Source organism: Virgibacillus pantothenticus (assembly GCF_018075365.1).
GTDB classification, from domain to species: domain Bacteria; phylum Bacillota; class Bacilli; order Bacillales; family Amphibacillaceae; genus Virgibacillus; species Virgibacillus pantothenticus.
Genome location: NZ_CP073011.1, coordinates 1688778 through 1712978 on the forward strand (window position 1 = coordinate 1688778; position 24201 = coordinate 1712978).

General features: G+C 36.8%; 26 protein-coding genes and 1 riboswitch. Of the genes, 13 read left to right on the forward strand and 13 right to left on the reverse strand.

Annotated features, from left to right (window positions below):
• The first annotated feature begins 72 nt into the window (after positions 1-72).
• Positions 73-1977 carry an LTA synthase family protein gene (locus tag KBP50_RS07965; RefSeq protein WP_050353070.1) on the forward strand — a complete coding sequence of 635 codons (1905 nt, stop codon included), beginning with the start codon at positions 73-75 and terminating at the stop codon, positions 1975-1977.
• Between the two features lie 42 nt (positions 1978-2019).
• Here KBP50_RS07965 and KBP50_RS07970 read toward each other — a convergent pair whose 3' ends face one another.
• Entirely contained in the window at positions 2020-2190 is a 171-nt protein-coding gene (locus KBP50_RS07970; RefSeq protein WP_072740883.1) for a DUF2759 family protein, read from the reverse strand.
• Positions 2191-2456: 266 nt separating this feature from the next.
• Here KBP50_RS07970 and KBP50_RS07975 point away from each other — a divergent pair, with 266 nt between their 5' ends.
• Positions 2457-3080 (forward strand): MBL fold metallo-hydrolase, encoded by a 624-nt coding sequence (locus KBP50_RS07975; protein WP_050353069.1) that lies wholly within the window; start codon positions 2457-2459, stop codon positions 3078-3080.
• Between the two features lie 120 nt (positions 3081-3200).
• Here KBP50_RS07975 and KBP50_RS07980 read toward each other — a convergent pair whose 3' ends face one another.
• The 8 genes from KBP50_RS07980 to comGA all read right to left on the reverse strand — a co-directional run bounded on the left by KBP50_RS07980 (position 3201) and on the right by comGA (position 7871).
• A complete protein-coding gene (locus tag KBP50_RS07980) occupies positions 3201-3443 on the reverse strand; it encodes a DUF2626 domain-containing protein (protein ID WP_050353068.1) in 243 nt (80 codons plus the stop codon).
• A gap of 521 nt (positions 3444-3964) precedes the next feature.
• Positions 3965-4354, reverse strand: a complete 390-nt coding sequence (gene comGG / locus KBP50_RS07985; RefSeq protein WP_050353067.1) for a competence type IV pilus minor pilin ComGG — start codon at positions 4352-4354, stop codon at positions 3965-3967.
• Positions 4326-4775 (reverse strand): competence type IV pilus minor pilin ComGF, encoded by a 450-nt coding sequence (locus KBP50_RS07990; protein ID WP_050353066.1) that lies wholly within the window; start codon positions 4773-4775, stop codon positions 4326-4328. Before KBP50_RS07990 ends, comGG begins: the two co-directional genes overlap by 29 nt.
• Positions 4726-5061 (reverse strand): PulJ/GspJ family protein, encoded by a 336-nt coding sequence (locus KBP50_RS07995; protein WP_050353065.1) that lies wholly within the window; start codon positions 5059-5061, stop codon positions 4726-4728. Before KBP50_RS07995 ends, KBP50_RS07990 begins: the two co-directional genes overlap by 50 nt.
• Complete coding sequence (gene comGD / locus KBP50_RS08000; protein ID WP_050353064.1) at positions 5048-5506, reverse strand: competence type IV pilus minor pilin ComGD; 459 nt, start codon at positions 5504-5506, stop codon at positions 5048-5050. Before comGD ends, KBP50_RS07995 begins: the two co-directional genes overlap by 14 nt.
• Positions 5475-5774 carry a competence type IV pilus major pilin ComGC gene (gene comGC, locus KBP50_RS08005; RefSeq protein ID WP_050353063.1) on the reverse strand — a complete coding sequence of 100 codons (300 nt, stop codon included), beginning with the start codon at positions 5772-5774 and terminating at the stop codon, positions 5475-5477. The genes comGD and comGC overlap by 32 nt, the downstream gene beginning before the upstream one ends.
• Before the next feature lie 59 nt (positions 5775-5833).
• Entirely contained in the window at positions 5834-6886 is a 1053-nt protein-coding gene (gene comGB, locus KBP50_RS08010; RefSeq protein WP_050353062.1) for a competence type IV pilus assembly protein ComGB, read from the reverse strand.
• Positions 6843-7871, reverse strand: coding sequence for a competence type IV pilus ATPase ComGA (gene comGA / locus KBP50_RS08015; RefSeq protein ID WP_232231286.1), 1029 nt, complete (start codon positions 7869-7871; stop codon positions 6843-6845). Before comGA ends, comGB begins: the two co-directional genes overlap by 44 nt.
• 260 nt (positions 7872-8131) lie before the next feature.
• Here comGA and KBP50_RS08020 point away from each other — a divergent pair, with 260 nt between their 5' ends.
• Positions 8132-8323, forward strand: a complete 192-nt coding sequence (locus KBP50_RS08020; RefSeq protein WP_050353060.1) for a YqzE family protein — start codon at positions 8132-8134, stop codon at positions 8321-8323.
• Positions 8324-8379: 56 nt separating this feature from the next.
• Here KBP50_RS08020 and KBP50_RS08025 read toward each other — a convergent pair whose 3' ends face one another.
• Together KBP50_RS08025 and KBP50_RS08030 are read right to left on the reverse strand one after the other, a co-directional pair.
• Positions 8380-9159: a YqhG family protein gene (locus KBP50_RS08025; protein WP_050353059.1), complete on the reverse strand. Its 780-nt coding sequence runs from the start codon at positions 9157-9159 to the stop codon at positions 8380-8382.
• Entirely contained in the window at positions 9146-10807 is a 1662-nt protein-coding gene (locus KBP50_RS08030) for a DEAD/DEAH box helicase (RefSeq protein WP_050353058.1), read from the reverse strand. Before KBP50_RS08030 ends, KBP50_RS08025 begins: the two co-directional genes overlap by 14 nt.
• Before the next feature lie 142 nt (positions 10808-10949).
• A riboswitch (glycine riboswitch) is annotated at positions 10950-11062 on the forward strand.
• 284 nt (positions 11063-11346) lie between these two features.
• Between KBP50_RS08030 and gcvT the strand changes: the two genes are divergently transcribed.
• From gcvT to gcvPB, 3 genes are read left to right on the forward strand one after another with little or no spacing between them, the layout of a single operon-like run.
• Positions 11347-12462, forward strand: coding sequence for a glycine cleavage system aminomethyltransferase GcvT (gcvT, locus tag KBP50_RS08035; protein WP_050353057.1), 1116 nt, complete (start codon positions 11347-11349; stop codon positions 12460-12462).
• A gap of 12 nt (positions 12463-12474) precedes the next feature.
• Entirely contained in the window at positions 12475-13824 is a 1350-nt protein-coding gene (gene gcvPA, locus KBP50_RS08040) for an aminomethyl-transferring glycine dehydrogenase subunit GcvPA (RefSeq protein ID WP_050353056.1), read from the forward strand.
• Positions 13817-15274, forward strand: a complete 1458-nt coding sequence (gene gcvPB, locus KBP50_RS08045; RefSeq protein ID WP_050353055.1) for an aminomethyl-transferring glycine dehydrogenase subunit GcvPB — start codon at positions 13817-13819, stop codon at positions 15272-15274. The genes gcvPA and gcvPB overlap by 8 nt, the downstream gene beginning before the upstream one ends.
• Positions 15275-15409: 135 nt before the next feature.
• Here gcvPB and KBP50_RS08050 read toward each other — a convergent pair whose 3' ends face one another.
• Positions 15410-15781, reverse strand: coding sequence for a rhodanese-like domain-containing protein (locus tag KBP50_RS08050; RefSeq protein WP_050353054.1), 372 nt, complete (start codon positions 15779-15781; stop codon positions 15410-15412).
• Positions 15782-16442: 661 nt separating this feature from the next.
• Between KBP50_RS08050 and mntR the strand changes: the two genes are divergently transcribed.
• A complete protein-coding gene (gene mntR, locus KBP50_RS08055; RefSeq protein ID WP_050353053.1) occupies positions 16443-16874 on the forward strand; it encodes a transcriptional regulator MntR in 432 nt (143 codons plus the stop codon).
• 626 nt (positions 16875-17500) lie between these two features.
• Entirely contained in the window at positions 17501-18394 is an 894-nt protein-coding gene (locus KBP50_RS08060; protein WP_050353052.1) for a patatin-like phospholipase family protein, read from the forward strand.
• 199 nt (positions 18395-18593) lie between these two features.
• On the opposite strand, the gene KBP50_RS08065 is transcribed toward KBP50_RS08060, so the two are convergent.
• A complete protein-coding gene (locus KBP50_RS08065) occupies positions 18594-18971 on the reverse strand; it encodes an SA1362 family protein (protein ID WP_050353051.1) in 378 nt (125 codons plus the stop codon).
• 428 nt (positions 18972-19399) lie between these two features.
• On the opposite strand from KBP50_RS08065, the gene KBP50_RS08070 reads away from it, so the two are divergent.
• The 5 genes from KBP50_RS08070 to spoIIIAB all read left to right on the forward strand — a co-directional run bounded on the left by KBP50_RS08070 (position 19400) and on the right by spoIIIAB (position 24192).
• Positions 19400-19927: a YqhR family membrane protein gene (locus tag KBP50_RS08070; RefSeq protein ID WP_072740878.1), complete on the forward strand. Its 528-nt coding sequence runs from the start codon at positions 19400-19402 to the stop codon at positions 19925-19927.
• A gap of 106 nt (positions 19928-20033) precedes the next feature.
• Positions 20034-21095 carry a M24 family metallopeptidase gene (locus KBP50_RS08075; RefSeq protein WP_050353050.1) on the forward strand — a complete coding sequence of 354 codons (1062 nt, stop codon included), beginning with the start codon at positions 20034-20036 and terminating at the stop codon, positions 21093-21095.
• A gap of 12 nt (positions 21096-21107) precedes the next feature.
• Positions 21108-21665 carry an elongation factor P gene (gene efp / locus KBP50_RS08080; protein WP_050353049.1) on the forward strand — a complete coding sequence of 186 codons (558 nt, stop codon included), beginning with the start codon at positions 21108-21110 and terminating at the stop codon, positions 21663-21665.
• A 1091-nt stretch (positions 21666-22756) separates the two neighbouring features.
• A complete protein-coding gene (spoIIIAA, locus tag KBP50_RS08085) occupies positions 22757-23683 on the forward strand; it encodes a stage III sporulation protein AA (protein WP_050353048.1) in 927 nt (308 codons plus the stop codon).
• The gene (gene spoIIIAB, locus KBP50_RS08090; protein ID WP_050353047.1) at positions 23680-24192 is read left to right on the forward strand and encodes a stage III sporulation protein SpoIIIAB; all 513 of its coding nucleotides are present in this window, start codon (positions 23680-23682) and stop codon (positions 24190-24192) included. The genes spoIIIAA and spoIIIAB overlap by 4 nt, the downstream gene beginning before the upstream one ends.
• Positions 24193-24201: the final 9 nt, after the last annotated feature.

Genomic DNA, 24201 nt, shown 5'->3' on the forward strand with positions numbered 1-24201 from the left:
CAACGACGTAAATAAAAAAACTTTTACTTGTTAAACCAAGAAGAGAGGGGAAAAGAACTAGGAGGAAGTTGTATGAAGTTACAATTTAACAAATTACCTTTATTTATTTTAGCGACGTTTTTGTTTGGAGTAAAAACGTATCTTGTATACCGTTTTATGTTCTCCATTGATTTAGAGAATATGATGCAAGAGATTATTTTATTTATTAATCCGTTCGTATCTGCATTTTTAGTCTTTGCTATGAGCGTATGGTTTAAAAAACAGCAAAGACAAATGAAGTTTTTGCGATATACGGTTTTAATTGGTTCATTCATTATTTATGCGAATCTCGTATTCTATCGTTCCTTTACCGATTTTATAACCATTCCACAGCTTTTTCAGGCAAGTAATGCTGCCGATTTAGGATCAAGTATTTTAACACTAATCAAGCCGTATGATATTTTATTGTTCGCAGATGTGATTATTATTTGGCTTATCAGCAAGCGACGTCCTGAACAAATGACTGCACGCTATCCAAAAAGCGGGAAAGTTTTTGCGTTAGCGATGTCACTTGTATTAGTAGCCGGAAATTTCTTTTTAGCGGAAATGGAACGTCCGCAATTGTTTACTCGTGCGTTTGATCGTGAGTATTTAGTAAAGAATATTGGTTTGTTTAATTACCATATTTATGATATTGCGACACAAGCAAAAGCGAAAACCCAACGCGTATTTGCAGATGGTACTGAATTACCGGAAATTCAAGCTTATATGGATGAGAATTTGAAAAGAAGTGAAGCGTCTGAATTGTTTGGTGTAGCAAAGAATAAAAATGTGATTTTTATTAATGCGGAGTCCATTCAAAGCTTTGTGATTAATAATAAAGTAAACGGAGCACCAATTACACCATTTTTAAATTCCTTAACGAAGGATGAAGATACGTTTTACTTTGAAAATTTCTATCATCAAACAGAACAAGGCAAGACGTCTGATTCAGAGTTTCTCGTGGAGAACTCGTTATATCCGCTTTCCCGAGGTGCTGTTTTCTTTACCCATGGACAGAATGAATATCATGCGATGCCGGAAATTTTAGGTGAAAATGGGTATTATACTAGCGTATTACATGCTAACAATAAAAGCTTTTGGAATCGAGATCAGATGTATCAAAGTTTAGGATTTGACCACTATTATGGCGAAGAGTCTTATGAAATTACGGAAGCGAATTCGATTGGCTGGGGATTGAAAGATAAGCCTTTCTTTGAACAATCAACCGATATTTTGCAGGAGATGGAACAACCGTTTTATTCTAAATTAATTACCTTAACCAATCATTTTCCGTTTGATCTAGAAGAAGAGGATCGTTCAATTGAACCATATGATTCCAATTCTAATACGTTAAATAACTACTTTCCAACAGTAAGATATATGGACGAGTCGATTGAATTGTTTTTTGAAGAGCTAAAGCAAGCTGGACTTTATGAAGATTCCATAATCGTTATTATGGGTGATCATAATGGGATTAGTGCAAACCATAATCGCGCAATGAGTCAATATTTAGGAAAAGATGAAATCACGCCATATGATTATGTCCAATTACAACGTGTCCCATTATTTATTCATATACCTGGTTATGGAAACGGCGAGGTAAAATCCGAGGTAGCTGGTCAAATCGATATGAAACCGACACTGCTAAACTTGTTAGGCATTAAGAATAAGCAAGATATTCAATTCGGGAATGATTTATTCAGCGATCAGCGTAAAGATTTTATCGCTTTACGTAATGGAAGCTTTATAAGCAATGAATATATATATACGAGTGATACATGCTACAATCGAGAGACAGGAGAACCGATAATAGAAGAAACGGATGAGCAATCTGAAAATAACCAGCCTCCTAATGCTTGTGATTCCATACGCGAGCAAGTAGAAAAAGAACTAGGATATTCTGATGATTTGATTTACGGTGATTTGTTCCGTTTTATCAACTTTGATAAAAAATAAGCCAATAGAAAAAGCTGACCATTGCGGTCAGCTTTTTACTGTTTATCCTTTTAACTCGGTAATAATGGTGGCAATAGCAAAGAAGCCAAATGCTAATGCTGTTACTGCAGAAAATCCAATGGCAAGAATATTTTTGTATTTCATTTGACGGATGATAGATACAACTGCAAGTATAGCTACTAATAAAAACAAAACCCCTAATACGATATGCATGAATCTTCTTCCTCCTTATAGCTTCTCATTTCCTATTGTTGGTATAGAAAATGTATTTGTATTATTATGTAACTAGTGCGGTTATATTCCTTATTCTATAGCATTATATGTTGTTTGTCGAGACTTAGCATTGATAATTTCTGTTAGCTTCCAATTAACGTGAAAATGACATCTTAGAGCACATAATTATTACATGAGGCGGTTATTTCAAGCGCCATCTTTTAGAAGCATGATGTTTTCTGCAAATAATGAGAGGAGATGGAACAATGAACTTACATACCATGCCCTTGGGGCCTTTGGGAACCAATTGTTATATTGTCTACGGAACAGAGGAAGCATTGATTGTTGATCCCGGCGGTGATGCGGAGAAAGTAACACAATTTTTGACTCGTCACCATTTAACACCAATAGCTATTTTATTAACACATGCCCATTTTGATCATATTGGCGCAGTGGATGAACTAAGAAAGAAGTATGACATCGATGTTTTTCTTCATGAGTTAGAAGCAAGCTGGTTAGAAGATCCAAGTAAAAATGGTTCCCTTTTATTTACACAACAAAAAGTGCAAACAGAAAAGCCGGACCAATTCCTATATCCGAAGAAAATGCAACTTGGAGAATTTTCTTTCAATGTATTACATACACCAGGCCATTCTCCTGGTAGTGTCAGTTTTGTGTTTACAAAAGAGCAATTCGTAATAAGTGGTGATGTATTATTTCAGCAAGGTATTGGACGTACGGATTTACCAGGGGGAGATTATCAGCAATTAGAAATGTCTATAAAGGAAATATTATATACATTGGACGGATCATTTACGGTTTATCCAGGTCATGGACCTGAAACAAATATTGAGTTTGAAAAGAAACACAATCCTTTTTTCACTGCATAAGCTAACGCAGACTGTTAGCATCATAATGAAAAAGGTTATGAACGTTACTTGCAAGGACAAGGTTGAAGAACAACAAAAAAGCCCTGCATAATAGTATGTAGCAGGGCTTTTTGTTGCCTCTTAATGTCCGAATCCAGGTATAAGTATAAATTCTGAATACCATGTAAAACCAATAAAGAATATGGTACAGTACGCTCCGAATAAATACATATACATGCGTTCAGATAATTTCAAATAACTTAATGTTAGGAAAAAGGCCGTTTGAACGAGGAAAAGTAATGCTGTTTTTTGCATATCTCCCACGAAAAACATTACGGTGAAAATTCCTGTCCAAAAGGCTAACACACGAAACATTCGATCCATGTCCATCCCCCTCCTTTTGGTAACCTTATCATAGTTATTATAAACGACCCGTATGGACTTGTAAATGAAAGTAATATTTATCCCGTATATAAGGTGCTGCAAGACTCCCACTTCAGGAGTTGAAAATTGTAGTGCAACAAGTCTAAGTGGGAGATAACAGCATCTAAATGCTCGATTGGTTTAGAGGCTTTTAGGTCATACTAACAATCAGTGGAGGAAGAAGGAAAACCCACATTGATTGAAGATTCGCTTTATTGTAACCTTTTGATTTTTACGTTAGAAAAATGAGTACTCCATTTTCGAGGAGTTTACGTGTATATTCTCTGTTTTTTTAGACCTCTATTTTTAACCTATTTTCGATTTTTTTACAGCACTTAAGGGAAGAGACCTTCGTATATAGTTTACTCCTATTTTCTCATCTACCGTAAAATCTATTTTTATTGAACGGGATAAAGATCAGAAATGCTACCAACATAGAATGCAATGATGGTTTTTGTATATTTTAGCTAGCTAGAAGGTCACTAGAAGGATGAAGGGGCATTGGAAGGACTTTTTAAGAAACCAGTAAGTTGCAGCTTGGATTGGTTATTCGTAGTAATAGTAAAAAACAGGCGGTATTTTTCGGGGGTTAAAGATGTTATTCGCACAGAAACTTCGCCGTAAGGAAATGAGATATCCATTTGGTTTTCTATCTCGCCGTTTTGGATTAATTCTTGCTTTATTTTTTCTCGCGACATTTGTACTAACGTTTCTATTTTTAGTTGCTCGATTTGGTTTTTGGTCATGATCACATTGTTTTGATAACGATGAACGGTCGTTGAAATGATCAGGAAAACGAGAGCTGTAACGAATAAGACAAGAGGCAGCATAAACCCAGATTCTTTATGGGTAAAAGATAATTTCTTTATCATGTTGTTCCCCCTCTATAGTAGTAACAGTCACTTGTAATCCATAAGGCAGTGGGGAAAAAGAAATATTTTTTACGTCTCGTAAATAAATTTCATGACCGGTATTATCGACTTGTCTTCGTACCAAGCTTCCGTACATTACAAACGTAGCTTCATCTCCATTCTGCATTATTAGTTTTAATTGGTCCGGATATATTTTTAGCTCTTGTGCTTGCATCACTTCATTACGCATAAATATAAAAAACTGTCCCACTGATAAATGCGTATTCGAATTTACTGTTGTGGAAGCGTCGCGGAGAACATAACTGACAAATGGAATACTAAATACCAAAATTCCAATTGTAATTAATGTTGTAACAAGTGTAAAACCTGATTCATGATGATATGGCGTAAAAGCATAATTCTTCGTTCGTTTGTTTAGCATTATTCCAGTATGCACACCCTTTCACGTATTCTTTTTCCTCGAGGATTTCAATGGTTACTGTACGTTTATTTACTTCTAAGTCGTATAATTTTATGGGGCTTTTCTTTTCCCAAATAGAAGGCTGCAGCTGGTCGTGAAGTTCATAGGCAATTTCAAGACGGTCACTTAATATTTTTTGTTCCACATGAAGAATTGAAATAGCTGGTGCGAGAACAATAATGAAAGTAAACAAAATACTAGAAGCAATAATTACTTCAACAAGTGTAAAACCATTATCCTTTTTCAACACGAAACCTACCTTTACCAAAGGGAAATATTATTTTATATCGTGTAGTGGGGGAATAGAGATAAAATGTTCGAGGTCGTTTAATATTTCCGTTCTTATTAAATTCAATAAAATGGTTGGCATTTTGATTAAACCAAAATCCTTCTGGCAAATGAACTTGCTGTATAATTCGCGTCGAATTTAATACCACATATTTGTCATGATAAAGTTGAATTTTTACTGCTCCGTATGTTGTAGCATGCATATGTTGTATTTTCATGACGTCAGATGCTAATTTATCGATCACATGATTGCTGTTAATTTTATTTACATGTGAAGAAAGTGGAGGTAACACCAATCCTAACATGATTAGCATAATGCTAAGCACAATTAACATTTCAATTAAGGTGAAACCGTTTGTTTGTTTCAACCGTTTAACCCCGTACTTTCCCTGTTTTACTGTCATACCCTAGTTCCTTATCATTACATGTTTTCTGTTCTTCATTAAGGTATTCTGGAACTAAAGCGTTCAAGCTAGTCGGAAATCGGTTATGTTCGGCATAGTAAGCATCAACTTGTGCTTGAACAACTGCTACCAATGCCTCACATCCCTTACTATTTACTTCTTGACTTCGTTTTCCTAAATTAGGAACAATAAGAATAATTAATACCGCAATAATCATTAAAACGATAAGCATTTCAATTAATGTAAAGGCTTCATTTTTCTTCCACATGGAAAGATCCCCCTTCGTAGCATTTTTTTAACACACAATTTTGGGTTATGCTTTAGTAATTAAATTGTTTTTATAAGCTGAAACATTGGCCACATTAATGTCATATAAATGAATAAAACAAAGCAGCCGATCATAATAAAGAAAACTGGCTGAATATAAGTGAGCATCTTAAGAATTCTGCGTTCGGTTTCCTCCATTAAGCTTTCAGCGTATACATTCAAATCCTTTTCCAATGTTGCTGTATTACTGTCCTTTTGAAAAATATTAGCAAGTGGTTTATCCAAAAATCGAAGTTGAGAGAGAAGTGCTGGAAGTTGCCGCCCTTCCGTTAATTGTGCTGTCATAAGCTTGGCATAGTAAGAAATAAGTGGCTGTTTCTTTTGATACATCATTTGCTGAAGAATTGCTTTAAATGGTAGACCAGTCTGAATTAACGTACTAAATTGAGTGGCAAATAAAAAAGAGGTTTGTACGGTTAAAAAATTCCTATATATCGGAAGGCGAGCGTAGAATGTAACTTGTCTATCTATAGGAATGTTACGTTTGAAATAATTCCAGCCTATTGCGAAGATACAAAGTGCGGCGGTTGTAAATATAAGTAGTAAAAGTAGCCAGTCTATAAGTGTCATTGCTATAACGAGAATTGCCGAAGAACCAGGGGTTCCTCGATATAAATCGATAAAGGAAGGCAGTACAACTTGTTTTAACATAAACAGGATGGGAAGGAAAATAAACAGTAAAAGGATGGGGTAGCGGATAGCCTGTCTAAATTTACTTTTATAGATAAGCCTCTGCTCAAACATCTGAAAGCTTCTCTTTATATTCTCCTGTAAATTTTGATTAGACATTGCAAAGGCAAGATAACTCGTAATAGATGGATGGAAAGAGGCTTTTTGTAGGGCTTGATCAAAGGTTGTGCCAGTTGTCAATTCATTCATGATTTGTTTGGCAAAGTCACTAAAACGCTTATCCCAAGCAATACTATCTAAAGCCTCAATAAGAGGATAACCATTAGTTAAAAGGTGGTGCAGACGTTTTAAAAAGCGTAATTGATCATGATGAGACAATTCATTCTTTTGTCTCGTTATATGTTTTTTCAGAAATGTATCCATAAGCATATGCCTTCTTTCGTAAGTGAGTAAATGAATGATATTGATCGGCGGACCAAATTATATCATTCTGAAAGTACTGGGTGAGTAAAGATTGATCAAGTAATTCAAGAATAGCGGCTCTTCGTTTACCATGCTTTTTGGTTTCAAATGACAGTAGTTGAATAGATGCAATGGCAATTAAAGACTGTTTTACATCCCCCATTGTTAAACCGAGACTTTTTAAACGATACAACGTTCCTAAACCATTGGCAGCATGTATCGTACTTAAAACGAGATGACCGGATAGGGACGCTTCTAAGGCAAATGCAGCCGTGGCAGCATCTCTAATTTCTCCCACCATGATAATGTCTGGATCATGTCGTAGTGCAGCTTTAAAGCCTGCTTGATACGTAATTCCCGCCTTTTCATTTATTTGCACCTGCAATATTTGCTCTAAGTCTTTTTCAATGGGATCTTCTAACGTAATTGCTTGTAGTGAATGTTGTTTGCGGATTGCTTCAAGAATGGCGTATAAGGTAGTTGTCTTGCCACTTCCTGTTGGTCCATTAATAAGAATAAGACCAGAGCGATTTTTCATCCATGCTAATAAAAGATGTAACTGATTCGGAAACAGAAATAATTGGTGGAGCGGAAGGGATGCTTGTTGGGGTAGAATTCGTATGGCCAAGCTCTCATTATGCTTTACGGGTAAAGCGGATAGACGCAGATCGTAGACTTGCCCAACTATCTGTAAGGTGATCGTCCCATTTTGCGGCTTTCTGGTCTCTCCAATATCCATGGCGGAAGTAAATTTAAAGTACGTAAGTAATAATTGGTAGGATGAATTAGAAATCGTTTTGTGAAAAATGCGATTACCTTGAATGCGATGATAGATATCGGTTTGAGCAGACAAAGGGGAGAAGTGGATGTCTGAAGCACCTTGCTCGATTGCATACAGTAATAATTTGGTAGCTTTTGCTTCTGCTGGATTCAAAAATTGATTCACCTCCTTATACCACCATATTTCGACAAAAGAAACAAAACTCCTTCTTTTTAAAAAAGATTTTTATTATGCTTATGTATAAAGGAATAAAAGACTACCTTAGACTGAAGGGAAAAGGCTTACAAAATAAATTTACTGAATAAAAGAAGTGATTTTTTCCAATATTCCATTGGTGAGGTTGATTATAAACGAACCAGGTTTGGAAATGCTATTTATATAGGTCGTAAAAAAATCGTAACAAGGATAGCGTGGGAGGGAACAATTTGTCTACAAGAGATTATTTACAATTTATCACCGAGCAGTTCGTCACTTATTTGAATATGCCTGCAGATGAAAAAAGACGGCGAAAAGAAGCTAAAAAAAGATCGAAATGGTCGTCCACAAACAAGTGGTTTGGTACACTTCCACTAGCCTTGAGGATAATGCGTCAACAATCGAATAAGCAGGCGAAATAAACGCCTGCTTCAGGTCATATGCTTATGCTTTAATGATATCGTATGTCACAATAGGATTAAGCTGTGTCGGATGCTAAGTAAAATAATCCACCATTCACGACATGGTAAGTAATTTTTGGTTGAAATCGTTCTTGTATTTCCTTGAGTTCTCGTTCCATCGTCTCATCTTCCCTATCTTCGGTGTAAAAATGATGTAATAGCTTGGTTTCTTCTTCTAATGCCTGTAAAGCTTCTACTGCCCATGAATGCTCTTGACTTTCTACATACTGATCGAGTACCGACTCAATACGTTTATAACCGCTATGAAGCTTAATCATTGGCGAAAGTGTATAGCAATAGTCGGAAATAGTCGTTTCAAGCGAAATAGCTTTTAGCAGATCCATCATATCCGATTTCAAAACGCCATTGATTAAATTGAGACCAATAGAAAACAGTTCATCTCGCTTATGTTTTCCTTGATAGCTAATTTTAATATTCGTCACTAGCCAAGGGAAGAGCGGGGTATTCACATTTGGATTGAGTTGCTGAAATAGCTTGGTGTACTTTTCTGCTTGTTGTAAATAACGTATAATCTGTTGTAAGCGTGGACTACCAAAATGGATCCATTCCCCCTTTTCCTGCCGCTTATCAGGGTTTGTTATTAGTGTAAGTTGCATGGGATCTCCTGGATAGCCCATTTTTTTTATATAATGCCAATAAAACGGTCTGTTCATAAGCACCTTGTCCATCTCCTCTGTGAGTTGAATGGTCAATACCCCGTCATGATTAGTTAAAATTGGACAGCGATGTGCTTTGAAAAAATCATACAGAAATGCATTTAAATCATGTATCTCCATATTGCTTTTCCTCCTGTATATCAGATCTTTGCGCTGACTCAATTACAGCCGAGAGATTTTGCAGTTTGATTTTAGCTTCACCAACAGTTGCTGATTCTGCATAAATTTGTTCAATTTCCTTTTCCATATTATCAATGGATAACTCACTTAAAATAGCATCTAAATCACCAATGACATGCTCAAATAGATGAATCTTCTCGTACAACAGCTTCATAATATGTTCTTCCACCGTATCTCTAATTGCAAAATTATAGACAAACACATCTTTCTCTTGACCATAGCGATGAATACGTCCAATTCTCTGTTCTAAACGCATCGGGTTCCATGGTAAGTCATAGTTAATCATATAATTACAAAATTGCAGATTTATCCCTTCGCCTCCAGCTTCTGTTGCAATTAATACTTGGGCATGATCTTTAAATAGTTGGCGCATCCAGTCTTTTTTCCCACGTTTAAATCCTCCACGGAAAGGAACGGAACTGATGCCATTTTGTTGTAAATAATATTGCAAGTAAAATTGCGTGGCACGATATTCTGTGAAGATAATGACTTTCTCATTGCCGATTTTATTAATAAGTTCCACCACTTTTGCTGCTTTTTGATGGTGAGGTAATTGTTCAATTTTTTGTACCACATCTTGAATGGATTCTAATTGTGGATTTTCAGCAAGTATTTTTTTTAAGGATAAATAGCACGCTTCCCTCGATGAACAAAATTCACGTAGATAGGTAATTTTAGAAAATGCAGGAAACAGTGCTGTACTTGCTTCTAACGTTTGATAAACTTCTGCTTCTTCACTTGTGAATTCTGTCCAAATCGTTTCAATGTGTCGCTTAATTTGATTTAGACCTGTTTCTTTTCTCGTGTTTCTTACCATTACTTTTTGGATTAATTGTTTTAAAAATAAATCTTGTTTCATATTTTTCCGGTCGTTTCCGTAGCTTGCTTTAAAAGAATCATAGTTACCTAAATGTCCTGGTTTTAGGATGGACACGAGATTAAAAATCTCCAGCAATTCATTTTGAACGGGAGTAGCGGTTAATAATAGGCAGTACTTCTTTTTTAACGACCGTACAAATTGGTAATTTTTTGTTTTATGGTTTTTTAACTTATGTGCTTCGTCCACAAGGACTAAATCATAATCTAAGCTAAGAATGGTTTCCTGGTGCTGTACCCTTTTAGCAGTATCTAAAGAAGAAATAATAATATTGCCTTGCTCCCAGCTCATGTTTTTACGATAAGCTACTGCCGGAATATAAAACTTTTCGTTTAGTTCTCTTTCCCATTGGTTTACTAAAGAAGCAGGCACTAAAATGAGTGCTTTTTTCACTAACCCACGGATCATATATTCTTTTAATACCAGTCCAGCTTCAATAGTCTTTCCCAACCCAACTTCATCGGCTAAAATGGCTCTGCCATGCATTTGTTCCATAACTTGTTCTGCAGTCCGAATCTGATGATCTAAAAAAGAAATGTGAGGCAAAAATTCTAACGCTCGTAATCCTGTAAAGTTAGGCACCATGGTTGTTTGTTCAGCGGCATAGGCCATGGAGAACAACTCCCAAGAAGAAAGAGGGGTATTTTTTTCAAGTTTATCTTCAAGTTCCTTGATGAAGCTATCATCTTTTTCTACATAGATCGATTTCATGGTAACCTTCCTTTTTTGTTGAATATATCGTTTCTCTATTTTATCTTGCTAAATATGTGATATAATAATACACAATAAAATAGATGTTTCATTGATGGATTAGTACATAGTATAACCAAAACTACATTTTTCATAAAAGCGAATGAATACAAGGGGAGAGCTTACATAGATTCCATATAGTAATGAGTCAAACTATGTAACGCCGAAGGAGCAAGCGAAAGCGAATCTCTCAGGCAAACAGACTCTTGTAGGACGCAACTCTGGAGAGTGTCTACAGCAGCGGTTAGCTGTGGACCACCCACGAAGCAAATACCAATCCTTGTATTGGTATGCAACTTTCTGGTAGCAGGACAGAGATTTCATGAAAAAACGATGAAATCTCTGTTTTTATTGCGCGTAAAAAACTAAATATTTGCAAGAGTGGATTCTAGATTGAACCGTTTTTGAAGTATTGGAGTTAAGCGTGCAATCTGACAAATCAATGTTGAAAAAGATTTGTCACCAATTGAGTTTCTAACAATGATAAGGGAGTGATTGGGATGAGTGAGTTAAAAAAAACGCCTCTATATCCTATTTACGAAGTGTATGGGGCAAAATCTATTGATTTTGGCGGTTGGAACTTACCTGTTCAGTTTAAAGGAATTAAGCATGAGCACGAGGTAACGAGGACAAAAGCTGGGTTATTTGATGTATCACATATGGGTGAAATCGCAGTTAAAGGGTCGAAAAGTTTAGAATTTTTGCAAAAAGTTGTCACGAATGACGTAGCGAAGCTTACTCCTAAACGAGCACAGTATACGTTTATGTGTTATGAAGACGGTGGTACCGTCGATGACTTTCTAATCTACATGCTGGCAGAAAATGACTACTTGCTGGTTGTAAACGCGGCAAATACGGAAAAAGACTATCAATGGCTGTTAGATCATAATAACTACAGTAATGCAGAAGTGAAAATTGAAAATGTATCAGAAGATTACGCGCAACTCGCTTTACAAGGTCCTCTCGCAGAAGAAATATTGCAATCGTTAACAACGACAGATTTATCAGCGATTCGCTTTTTTAGATTTGAGGTGGATGTTGCCTTTACTGGAATAGAGGGAAGAGCAATTGTGTCGCGTACGGGGTATACAGGTGAAGATGGATTTGAAATTTATGTCCCTGCAGCTAGTGGAATTCCACTTTGGAAAGCGATTTTAGAAGCTGGTAAAGAAAAAGGAGCAGAACCGATCGGTTTAGGAGCCAGAGATACATTGCGGTTTGAAGCGGCTTTACCTTTGTACGGTCAAGAATTATCACCAACGATTACTCCAGTGGAAGCTGGTTTAACATTTGCCGTAAAGGTGAATAAAGCAGTCGACTTCATTGGTAAGCAAGTTCTGAAAAAACAAATGGAACAAGGTGCTGACAGACAGCTTGTAGGCTTGGAAATGATCGATAAAGGTATTCCTCGAACTGGATATGAAATTTATGATGGCCCGTCAAAGGTCGGTGTAATTACTTCAGGCACCCAGTCGCCAACGCTTGAAAAAAATCTAGGACTTGCTTTAGTAAATAGTGCTTATGCAAAAGAGGGAACAGAATTCCTCGTGCAGGTTCGGAAGCGGCAGTTACAAGCGAAAGTGGTAAGTACGCCTTTTTATAAACGAGAAAAATAGGGGGAGAAATCAATGGAATTTCGTTATTTACCTATGACTGAAGATGACAAACAAGCAATGTTAGCTAGTATCGGTATCAAAGATACAGAAGAGCTTTTTGCTGATATTCCAAGCAATGTACGTTTGCAGCGTTCAATGGAGTTAAAAAAGCCTGCCAGTGAAGCAGATTTAAAAAAAGAATTGGCACAATTAGCTGCAAAAAATGCGAATCTGAAGCAATATATAAGCTTTTTAGGTGCAGGTGTATATGATCATTTTATTCCATCTGTTGTCGATCATGTTATTTCCAGGTCAGAATTTTATACAGCATACACGCCGTATCAGCCGGAAATATCACAAGGTGAGCTGCAAGCGATTTTTGAATTTCAAACAATGATTTGTGAATTAACAGGAATGGATGTTGCAAATTCGTCGATGTATGATGGTGGAACAGCTTTGGCTGAAGCAGTGAATTTAAGTGCAGCACAAACAAAGCGAAAAAAAGTTTTAGTGTCTAATGCTGTCCATCCACAATACCGAGCTGTTATTGAGACCTATGCGAAAGGTCCTAATTTGGAAATCATTTATATTGATACGAAGAATGGAAAAACGGATGTAGCGAAACTTAAAGCTGCTTTGGATGAAGAAACGGCAAGTGTTGTTATACAGTATCCAAACTTTTTTGGGCAATTAGAACCGATGGAAGAGGTACAGCAACTGCTTGAAAATCAAAAGAAAACAATGTTTATCACATCAAGTAACCCATTAGCTTTGGGATATTTGACACCGCCTGCAGCATTTGGTGCGGATATTGTTGTTGGTGATACACAAGTATTTGGTATCCCATCCCAATTCGGCGGACCCCATTGCGGTTATTTTGCAACAACAAGGAAGCTTATGCGTAAGGTGCCGGGAAGATTAGTAGGTCAAACGACAGATGAAGATGGTGTTAGAGGATTTGTTCTTACATTACAGGCGAGAGAACAACATATTCGTAGAGATAAGGCTACTTCCAATATTTGTTCAAACCAAGCGTTAAATGCTCTTGCGAGTGCAGTAGCGATGAGCTCAATCGGAAAGCATGGACTGAAGAAAATGGCAGCTATGAATATGAAAAAAGCACGTTATGCGATGAAAAAGCTGCAAGAAGCAGGATTTACCATTGCTTGTAAAGGTGTGTTTTTCAATGAGTTTATTATTCAATTGGATAAGCCTGTCGCAGAAGTCAATGAGCGATTGCTTGAAAAAGGGATCATTGGAGGATATGATCTAGCAAGAGATTATCCTGACATGAACGGACATATGCTTATAGCTGTTACGGAAAACAGAAAGATGGAAGAAATAAATCAATTTGTTAAAGAATTGAGGGATATTCATGGCTAATCAAGACTTTCCATTAATTTTTGAACGTAGTAAAGCTGGAAGAACAGGGTATAGTTTGCCAGAATTAGAGGTTCCTGATATCGATTTAGAGGAAGAACTGGAAGAAGCTTATATTCGAAAAGAAGCACCAGATCTCCCTGAGATTAGCGAACTAGATTTAATGCGCCATTATACGGCTCTATCGAACAGAAATTATGGTGTGGATTCTGGTTTTTATCCATTAGGCTCATGTACCATGAAATATAATCCGAAAATTAACGAAGATGTTGCACGTATGGATGGTTTTAGTCATATTCATCCGGATCAGCCTGAAAGCAGTGTGCAAGGGGCAATGGAAATGATGCATGATCTACAAACTGCATTGTGCGAGATAACGGGAATGGATGAAGTCTCATTGCAATCTGCTGCAGGTGCGCAAGGTGAATGGACTGCTTTAATGATGATTCGTGCTTTTCATGAGGCAAATGAAGACTTCCACCGTACGAAAGTGATCGTTCCGGATTCAGCACATGGTACGAATCCTGCTTCTGCGACGGTTGCCGGTTTTGAGTCTGTAACAGTACAATCTAACGAAAAAGGGCTTGTTGATTTAGAGGATTTGAAACGAGTAGTTGGTCCTGATACAGCAGCATTAATGTTAACGAACCCGAATACGTTAGGCTTATTTGAAACAGAAATTGAAGAAATGGCAAAAATCGTGCATGACGCAGGTGGAAAACTTTACTATGACGGAGCTAATTTAAACGCAATTATGGGTTATGCACGCCCTGGAGATATGGGGTTTGATGCTGTTCATTTAAATTTGCACAAAACATTTACGGGTCCTCATGGAGGCGGAGGTCCTGGCTCTGGACCGGTTGGTGTGACCGAAGAATTAAAACCATTCTTACCGAAGCCATTATTAGAAAAGCAAGGAGAAGCATACCGTTTTAACTATAATCTTCCTAACTCAATTGGTAGGGTGAAACCATATTACGGTAACTTTGGAATTTATTTACGTGCTTATACGTATATTCGTACAATGGGTGCAGAAGGGTTAAAGAAAGCGAGTGAGTATGCTGTATTAAATGCAAACTACTTGATGAGACAATTAGAGGAAGAATATGATCTTCCTTTTGATCAACATTGCAAGCATGAATTTGTGCTCTCTGGCAGACGTCAGAAAAAGCTCGGTGTACGCACATTAGATATTGCTAAACGTTTGTTGGATTATGGGTATCATCCACCAACGATTTATTTCCCGTTAAATGTAGAAGAGGCACTAATGGTAGAGCCGACAGAAACGGAAGCAAAAGAAACACTAGATGGATTTATCGAGGTAATGAAAAAGATTGCTGCTGAAGCAAGAGACGAACCAGAACTAGTACAAGAAGCTCCACATGATACGATCGTTAAGCGAATGGATGAAACAACGGCTGCTAGAAAGCCGATTTTGCGGTATGAAAAATAATAGCATAGCAGGTAGTTTTCTGTTTCGCACGCTGTCGTGAGCTCAACGAACTAAAGTCATAACCAAAACCCAAAGGCAGTATAACTGGTGACCTTTGGGTTTATTTGCGTTGATAAACTTATCGAAACTAGAAGTTTAAGATTGTTTAATCTTACCAGTCCACTTCTTAAAGCCGCCTTTTAAAACACTAATATCTTTGTATCCTTTTTTATGCAAAAGTTGTGCGGCTCTTGCAGCTCTTGAACCACCTTGACAATAAAGGTATACTGGTTTGTCTTTACGCATTTCCACCAAGCGTTGTTTCATTTGCGTTACTGGTATATTTCTGGCGCCAAGAATATGACCGCGTTTGAATTCTTGCGGTTCCCGTACATCGATTAATTGAGCTTTACGATAACCTTCACGAAATTGGTCTTCCGTTAATGTTTTTAAATACATGCGTTGTCTAAAAAAACGAAATATAAGGAAGGCTGCAAGAACTACGATGAGTATTACTAAAAATTCCATTATTTTTCCCCCGTCTTTCACATTTGTACAATCTCTATTATAGGTGGTAAAACGGGATTTTTCAAAAATTATATCAAAGCTTTTTATTTGCAGCAAGGTATGATTCATATGATACAGAGGTTATTATAATATTGAATAATCTCGAAAGATAATTAGGGGATAGAGGAATTCAAGCGCAAATGCCAGCATCAGCAAGCGGTGAGCAAAGAAAACTATATGTGAGGCTTTACTTTACGAGGATGGGGATGCAGTTTTGATTCTATATGTTGCATCTGTTGGATACGTATTCTTATAAAGTTCAACTTTTTTAGAGATCATGGGTCAATGAGATCTCCAAGTTGTTAGTAAGCTGCCTACGGAAAGCAAAGTATATTTTTGGCGGGTTATACCATCCATTATTTCTAGATAGTTCAGAGTTTACTTTGAAAAAAATACTTTAGTCCTTTACGATTATTCAATAAGTATTATTAAATTGCCATGATAGTAAGTAGAGTGGCTCCAGCAAATAAGTGGCAGATTCTTACTTAAAACGGGGGATGAAAACAATAGCGATATGTGGTACGATGTTTTAGCTTGTTTCCTATTCGTATTTCATGTATTCTTAATACAGAAACAATTTTGCCTTAGATAAAAAATTATTCTTGAAATGGAGGATATATAAATGCCTACACCAAGCATGGAAGATTATATAGAACAAATTTATAATTTAATGGAGTCGAAAGGGTATGCACGTGTTTCAGATATTGCTGAAGCATTAGAAGTACATCCTTCTTCAGTAACAAAAATGGTGCAAAAATTAGATCGAGATGATTACTTAAATTATGAAAAATACCGGGGATTTATACTAACACCTAAAGGAAAAAAAGTTGGTGAACGGTTAGTATTCCGACATGACTTGCTAGAAGAATTTTTACAAATCATCGGGGTAGAGCATGAAAATATTTATAATGATGTAGAAGGTATTGAACACCATTTGAGCTGGAATTCCATTGATCGGATTGGCGATGTTGTCAATTATTTTAAGCAAGATGAAGCAAGAGTTGAAGCGTTGAAACGTACACATCAAGAAGCAGAGTTAGAAAGTAACTCATAAAATTATTTACAGGTTAATCCATCCATAATGAATGCGTAGCTTTTAATTTATCTTGGCTTATTAGCGAGATACCGCTACCAAAAATCGTAATACTCACTCAGTATCCTACTAGATCGGCCTTTGTGTCGAAGTTTCAGCAGTTGCTTTTACATGATTTATGGGTTTCTACTTGTTCACAGGATGAGTGTGGCTTTTGGGGAAGTATGTTATGTATAGAATAGAGAAAGCTTACTTTGATTTTCCTCTACAAAAGGTTCTAATTTGCTACCCTTCTGCTTACTTATAAAACTAATAGGAGCGTGTTCATACAGAAGGTAAAAATACGTACTGGTAGCTAAAAGCTGATGAATTTATTGTCAATGTTATGTAAAGCTGCTTCCTGCCCTAAAGAAAGTAAATGACTTTCCTGTGCGCGATGTATTTACTGCCTGAAGCCGTAAGCCTTTCTTATCAGATGCAATGCATGACTAGCGAATTCTCTGAGTCAAAATTGGAGGCAGGCTTAGATAAATAATATATATACGAAGGCGCTAGGAACATGAAGCTGCACAGAACGTGTTATTTTGCCGGATATTTGAATACCCCTTAAAAAAAAGAAGCCTATAAGCGATGAGGGGAGAATGCTTATGCGGATTGATGGTGTTTTTTCGGGTGGCGGCGTGAAAGCTTTTGCGTTTATTGGTGCAATGAAGCGGATAGAAGAAAAAGGGTTTACATGGGAGCGAGTCGCAGGTACTTCAGCTGGCGCAATTATAGCTTGTTTACTAGCGGCTAAATATACGTATCAAGAAATACAAGCATTTATGGAACATTTGGATTTAAAGGATTTCTTAGACCCTCCAGCATTAGCAAAGTGGATACCTGTAACAAAGTGGTTGTTTTTATATTATCAATTAGGAATATACAAAGGGAATAAATTAGAAAAGTGGATTGCTGCAAAATTGGCGGCGAAGAACATTTACACGTTCAAAGATATTCAACCAGGGTATTTAAAAGTCGTTGTTAGTGATATATCTTTAGGTAAACTTGTTGTTATTCCTGATGATTTGGAAAGAATTTACGGCATCTCCCCAGAAAACTTTTCTGTAGCTAAAGCAATTCGCATGAGTGCAGGTTTTCCGTATTTTTTCATGCCCAACAAAATAACAGCAAGTAACCAAGGGAAAAGTTTGATTATTGATGGTGGTCTATTAAGTAATTTTCCACTATGGGTGTTTGAAAAAAAACCTCATAAAAGAACTCGTCCAATCATAGGTGTGAAATTAACTACTACCCCAATCCAAGAATTAAAACCCCGAAAAATTAAAACAGCACTCCATATGTTTCATGCTTTATTTCTTACTATGAAAGAAGCACATGATGCCCGATATATTTCCACAACAGATGCAAAAAACATCGTTTTTATTCCTGTGCGAAATATTGAAAGTACTGATTTTTATATCGATCAAACTACAAAAGAAACGCTTATTCAAGCAGGATATGAATATACAGATACATTTCTCGATCGATGGCCCAAGTAGTTTTCCTGGTTTTCTTTTAGAATAAGCAGACAAAACATAAGTACTTATCATCCGCGCAATATTTTCTGAAAATTGAAGTGAAGGCGTAAGTAGTAGACTAACGTGAGTATAAAAGGATAAGGGAAAAAAGCAGGTTATCACAACTAATCTAAGATGAACAAAATGGATAGCTTCCTAGTGAAAAAGAAAGGATCGTGCGTTAAAAAGAGGCACGATCCTTTCTTTTATGTTTATTACCATCAATTACTCGTAAATGAGCTGCACGCTTGTTTCTTTTCTTTCGAAGTGCGTTAGATGGTTGTTCTTTTGCAGCGGTTGCTTTATGAACAGGTTTTTGATGATGGTATTTCGCTTTTGATTGCTTTACCGCTTGCTTATATTTCTTCATTTCATTAGAAGAATTCTTTTTTCGAATAAACAAAAAATAGATAATCGTAAATAGAACGACTCCGACTCCGATAGAAATTAACATACTGTTGATAAAACTGACGGTGTTTGTAAACAGCTGTGTCGTTAGTCCAATCACAGCTAAACCAATAATCATATACACCGGAATAGAAATAGATTTTCGCTTCATGACGTGTCCTCCTATCTATATTTATAATTTAAATCTCATGAACTACTCCGAGCAATCATTGCTTCTGTTTGACTCTTTGGAATGAAACGAGCCAAGAGGGGAAATCGGTTTTTCATGATTTATTGTTCCGAGAAGTATACTCGAGTATACTTCCTGCTTGCTTCCTCTTTTTCTAGTGAGAGTATGGACGATATCTTTAGAACGATATATGTTTATGAACATCATTTATAGCATTACCTGTTTGATGATAAAATATTCCACTTTTATTTTTTGCAAGGGATAGATTGCATAATTTTCATATGTCTTTGCTTTTATTTTACTTCATTACTAGGGAAATAACTAGAAAAAACAGGATATAGTGAATGAATATATATTATTGGGATTGGTACATCCCAAATAGGTCATACTACATATTGGAGGTGTTCAGATTGAAAGAACAAAAGAAACAGTTAGAACAAAACAAACATGAAACGCCAATGACTATCTTGTCAAGATCACTGTTGACAGGATTTATCGGGGGAGTAATTTGGAGCGCTTTCGGCACAGTTTTGTACTTTTTTAATTTTTCTCAAGTAGCTCCAAAATCGTTTGTACTCAGTTCATGGTTTCATGCAGATTGGATCGATACTTGGCTTGGGAATATTATTGCCATTCTAGTTATTGGAATCATTTCGATTGCAGTTGCGTTAGCTTACTTCTTGTTATTTAAAAAAGTAAATTCTGTTTGGATGGGAGTTGCTTTTGGGATTATATTATGGGGGGCTATTTTTTATGTGTTGAATCCCATTTTTACAACGGTCCCATCTGTTCAAAAATTGGATATCGATACTATTGTATCGAGCCTATGCGCCTACATTCTTTATGGTACATTTATCGGGTATTCTATATCGTATGATTATCATGATTTACAGGGTGCTAATAATAACGCAAATCAAACCGAGGCAAAGCAGTCATAAGCTTTGAAACGACAACTTATATTATTCAAATAGCTATCTTTATGATAAACTGGATACAGTCGATTTTCCTGTACAAAAATGAACGAATAGGGAAGGGATGAGAAGGATGAGCAAACTCACCAAATTAAGACAGTTGCTTCAAGCAAAAGAATTAGATGGCATTTTAATCTCCAGTTCCATCAACCGTCGCTATATAACTGGTTTTACCGGTACAGCAGGTGTTGCATTAGTAAGCCAAACAGATGCTCGTTTTGTTACTGACTTTCGTTATACGAAGCAAGCGAATGATCAGATCGCTGATTTTACAGTAGTGGAGCATCAAAATGGATTGAACGAAGAAATAAAAAGCCAACTAAAGGAAATGGACATTCAAAAATTAGGATTTGAGCAAGACCATGTTACATATAGTCAGTATACAACGTTTAAGGACACATTCGAAGCGGAATTGATTCCTGTGGATAATATGGTGGAAGCGTTACGGATTATTAAAACGAGCGATGAGCTGGACATTATGAAAAAAGCTGCAAAAATAGCAGATGATGCGTTTGAACATATTCAAGCGTATATTAAGCCTGGCGTAAGAGAGATAGATATTTCTAATGAATTGGAGTTTTTTATGCGTAAGCAAGGTGCAACCTCTTCCAGTTTTGATATTATAGTAGCTTCTGGAAAACGTTCAGCTTTACCTCATGGCGTTGCCTCGGATAAAAAAATCCAAGCTGGTGAACTTGTAACGATGGATTATGGCGCATTATATCAAGGCTACTGTTCTGATATTACCCGTACCGTAGCAGTAGGGGAAATCAGTGAGCAATTACATTCTATATATCATGTTGTTTTAGAAGCGCAATTACGCGGTGTAACTGCAATTAAATCTGGCATTACTGGAAAAGATGCAGATGCTGCTACAAGGGATTATATTAAAGAGAAAGGCTATGGAGACTATTTTGGTCACTCCACAGGTCATGGGCTAGGTCTTGAAGTTCATGAGGCTCCTTCGTTATCTTTTCGGTCAGAAAAACCATTAGAAACAGGTATGGTCGTTACCGTAGAGCCTGGTATATACATTCCTGAAGTTGGCGGTTGTAGAATTGAAGATGATGTTGTCGTAACAGAAACAGGAAATGAACGACTAACTTTAGCACCGAAAGAATTAATTCAGCTATAATGGAGGCATAATATGATTTCAGTGAACGATTTTAAAACAGGATTAACGATAGAAGTAGATAATGATATTTGGCAAGTAATGGAATTCCAACATGTAAAGCCTGGGAAAGGAGCTGCATTTGTACGTTCTAAACTTCGGAATTTACGAAATGGTAATATTCAAGAAAGAACATTTCGTGCTGGAGAAAAGGTAGGGAAGGCACATATTGAAACAAAGAAAATGCAGTACTTATATGCATCTGGTGATATGCATGCGTTTATGGATACCAATACGTACGAACAAATAGAGCTCTCCAGCAGTCAAATTGACCATGAGTTAAAGTTTATGAAAGAAAATATGGAAGTCTCCATTGTGACTTATGAAGGGGAAGTGCTAGGAGTGCAACTGCCAAATAACGTCGAGTTAGAAGTAGTCGAAACAGAGCCAGGTATTAAAGGTGATACAGCAAGTGGCGGCTCAAAACCAGCTACGTTAGAGACGGGTCATACGGTGCAAGTACCTTTCTTTATTAATAAAGGAGACGTGTTGGTCATTAATACATCAGACGGAAAGTACGTATCAAGAGCATAAGTTGAAAAAACAGTCCATTAGAGGCTGTTTTTTTTATTGTATAGCGTACAATGTCAAGTACTTTTTTCAAGTTTTTGAGTAACTCTAACACACCTACTGTAATTATCATTTTTACAAGTAGCATTTAACCAAGTTTTTTATGAAAAAGGCTCTATTTTCTTGATTCAAAAATGGGTTTTCACTCGATTCTTTATCTGCATTGATGCAATCTGGCATTGAGTACAAAATAGTAATAACGTACTAATTCTCATTTACAGGTTGAGTGGGATAAGGCTAAACATCAAGGTCAAATCTGCCTCAGGAAATTAGATCCGATCTTCAGCAACGATGCGACTTCACGAAATCTCCCTACGATAAGGCCTCATCGGTTCGTCGCAAAGAGGAAGGCCGACTAAAAACGGGCTTGCCGCTTAGGCGTCGGCATACCCCTGTTTTTAGTGGCATGATTCCTAAATCTTTAGTTGATTCATTCCATTCGCTACGTTGCTAAACGGGCGCCCCGCGCCTTTGTTCAAAGATTACAAAGTATATAATTTGACCCACAGGTTTGTAACACTAGATGTGCCGAATCTTCGGGATACATAGAGTGACCAATGGAGTTTACTGGAAAATCGCCGAAGTTCACAGAGGAATCGCCAGGGTTCACCTTTTATCCAATAACTTCAAGCAAGAACTTCCTTTTTTATATGGGAAATACGTTGCAAGTAACGTTTTACTTATTACAGATAATAAACGCCTTTAGAAAAATATCTATTATACTAATATATCATTTGTAAAATCTTGTCATAGAACAAAAATTATTCTTTCAATAGCTATTCAATTATCTCCCACATGTAACCGGCTGCTTTCATTCCGCGAAGAATCCCAATAGGATGAGCATAAAATCTAAATGCAAGTCAAATGTTCAACTCCTTACTAAGACTTTAGTTTGTATCGTTGCGAAACAAACAATCAATGGGAAAAAGAAAACCTCCGTTCCATAAATTTTCACTAATTTATTACTACTCGTTTACTATCAAGTCATATTTCGTCTGTTGATGCATACATTTACTAATAAATGAAATTGCAAAAAAAGCGAGGGTTAGAAGCTAATGGATGAAATAAGCAGACTTTTTCCTGAACGATTGCAAAAGGAGTTAAATCGTACACTTGCGCATAGATGGGATACTCTACAAGAAATTCGTTTAAGGCTTCAACAACCTGTCGAACTTATCTTTAACCAAACCTATGAACAGCTTGCTCACTTTGTTCCGGACAAGCATGATTTCACTCATATCATCCAGCAATTAAGTGACTATTCCTTATATCGAATGGAAGAAGAGTTAAGGGAAGGATATATGACCATTGAAGGGGGACATCGCGTAGGGTTAGCAGGAAAGGTTAATACGTTACACGGGTCTGTAAAAGCTATTCAGTATATTACGTTTTTAAATATTCGGATTGCCAAGCAAAAAGTTGGCACAGCTAATAAGGTGATCTCACATTTATATCAACAGGGTTATGTTAATACGTTAATTATTGGGGCACCACAAACAGGTAAAACAACTCTTGTTCGTGATATAGCAAGGATGATCTCTACTGGGTGGGAGCATGTTCCACCAAATAAAGTCGGTATCATTGATGAACGCTCTGAAATAGCTGCTTCCATTAAAGGGATACCTCAACATGATGTAGGCGCAAGGACAGACGTGATGGATGCTTGTCCTAAAGCAGAAGGAATGATGATGATGATTCGCTCGATGTCGCCTGAAGTATTGATTGTTGATGAGATTGGCAATCAGAAAGATGTAAATGCCTTAATGGAAGCTCTCCATGCAGGTGTTGCCGTGGTATGTACTGTGCATGGCTATTCCCTAGAAGAATTAAAGCGTCGTCCTGGTGTACAAGTATTGCTTGAGGGAAGGATTTTTGAGCGTTTTGTTCTTCTTAACCGTACAGTAGCATCTGGGCATACGTACACTATTTATGATGCAAACCAAAGAAATTTGCTAACGACAAAAATGGGGGGGTATTCATGATATGGATTGGAGCCATTCTTTTTATTGCCACAACAACCTGGATTGGATTTGAATGGAGCAATCGGCTAGCTAATCGCCCCAAGCATATAAGACAAGTGAAGAATGCATTGCAAATATTAGAAGCAGAAATGATGTATAGTCACTTACCATTACAAGAGGCTTTTTATACGATTCAAAAGCAGACTCCTTTTCCCATTCATGCGTTCTTCGATCGATTGTATAAAAACATGAATTATGAGAGTAAAGATTTTCAAGTTGTTTGGGAAAATAGCTTAGATGCGTTTATGGATATATCTTGTTTAGGAAAGAACGAGCAAGAAATTTTGCGGCAATTTGGACAAACACTGGGAAAACATGATTTTCTGCAACAGCAAAAACATATCCAATTGGCTGCCAGTCATTTAGAACGGGAGTTGGAAGCTGCTAATGAACAGTATCAGAGATATGGGAAAATGACCAAAAGTTTAGGCATATTATGTGGTGTATTTGTCGTATTGTTGCTTTTATAGGTGAAAGGA

Bases quoted from the DNA above. Each gene is read 5' to 3' on its own strand.
- comGG (WP_050353067.1), bottom strand. From the start codon at position 4,354: ATGATAAAGAAATTATCTTTTACCCATAAAGAATCTGGGTTTATGCTG.
- gcvT (WP_050353057.1), top strand. From the start codon at position 11,347: ATGAGTGAGTTAAAAAAAACGCCTCTATATCCTATTTACGAAGTGTAT.
- KBP50_RS08075 (WP_050353050.1), top strand. From the start codon at position 20,034: ATGAGCAAACTCACCAAATTAAGACAGTTGCTTCAAGCAAAAGAATTA.
- KBP50_RS08060 (WP_050353052.1), top strand. From the start codon at position 17,501: ATGCGGATTGATGGTGTTTTTTCGGGTGGCGGCGTGAAAGCTTTTGCG.
- KBP50_RS07970 (WP_072740883.1), bottom strand. From the start codon at position 2,190: ATGCATATCGTATTAGGGGTTTTGTTTTTATTAGTAGCTATACTTGCA.
- KBP50_RS08030 (WP_050353058.1), bottom strand. From the start codon at position 10,807: ATGAAATCGATCTATGTAGAAAAAGATGATAGCTTCATCAAGGAACTT.
- spoIIIAA (WP_050353048.1), top strand. From the start codon at position 22,757: ATGGATGAAATAAGCAGACTTTTTCCTGAACGATTGCAAAAGGAGTTA.
- mntR (WP_050353053.1), top strand. From the start codon at position 16,443: ATGCCTACACCAAGCATGGAAGATTATATAGAACAAATTTATAATTTA.
- comGD (WP_050353064.1), bottom strand. From the start codon at position 5,506: ATGACAGTAAAACAGGGAAAGTACGGGGTTAAACGGTTGAAACAAACA.
- KBP50_RS07975 (WP_050353069.1), top strand. From the start codon at position 2,457: ATGAACTTACATACCATGCCCTTGGGGCCTTTGGGAACCAATTGTTAT.
- gcvPA (WP_050353056.1), top strand. From the start codon at position 12,475: ATGGAATTTCGTTATTTACCTATGACTGAAGATGACAAACAAGCAATG.
- KBP50_RS08065 (WP_050353051.1), bottom strand. From the start codon at position 18,971: ATGAAGCGAAAATCTATTTCTATTCCGGTGTATATGATTATTGGTTTA.
- KBP50_RS08025 (WP_050353059.1), bottom strand. From the start codon at position 9,159: ATGGAGATACATGATTTAAATGCATTTCTGTATGATTTTTTCAAAGCA.
- KBP50_RS07965 (WP_050353070.1), top strand. From the start codon at position 73: ATGAAGTTACAATTTAACAAATTACCTTTATTTATTTTAGCGACGTTT.
- comGC (WP_050353063.1), bottom strand. From the start codon at position 5,774: ATGTGGAAGAAAAATGAAGCCTTTACATTAATTGAAATGCTTATCGTT.
- spoIIIAB (WP_050353047.1), top strand. From the start codon at position 23,680: ATGATATGGATTGGAGCCATTCTTTTTATTGCCACAACAACCTGGATT.
- KBP50_RS07990 (WP_050353066.1), bottom strand. From the start codon at position 4,775: ATGCTAAACAAACGAACGAAGAATTATGCTTTTACGCCATATCATCAT.
- KBP50_RS07980 (WP_050353068.1), bottom strand. From the start codon at position 3,443: ATGGATCGAATGTTTCGTGTGTTAGCCTTTTGGACAGGAATTTTCACC.
- gcvPB (WP_050353055.1), top strand. From the start codon at position 13,817: ATGGCTAATCAAGACTTTCCATTAATTTTTGAACGTAGTAAAGCTGGA.
- efp (WP_050353049.1), top strand. From the start codon at position 21,108: ATGATTTCAGTGAACGATTTTAAAACAGGATTAACGATAGAAGTAGAT.
- comGB (WP_050353062.1), bottom strand. From the start codon at position 6,886: ATGGATACATTTCTGAAAAAACATATAACGAGACAAAAGAATGAATTG.
- KBP50_RS08050 (WP_050353054.1), bottom strand. From the start codon at position 15,781: ATGGAATTTTTAGTAATACTCATCGTAGTTCTTGCAGCCTTCCTTATA.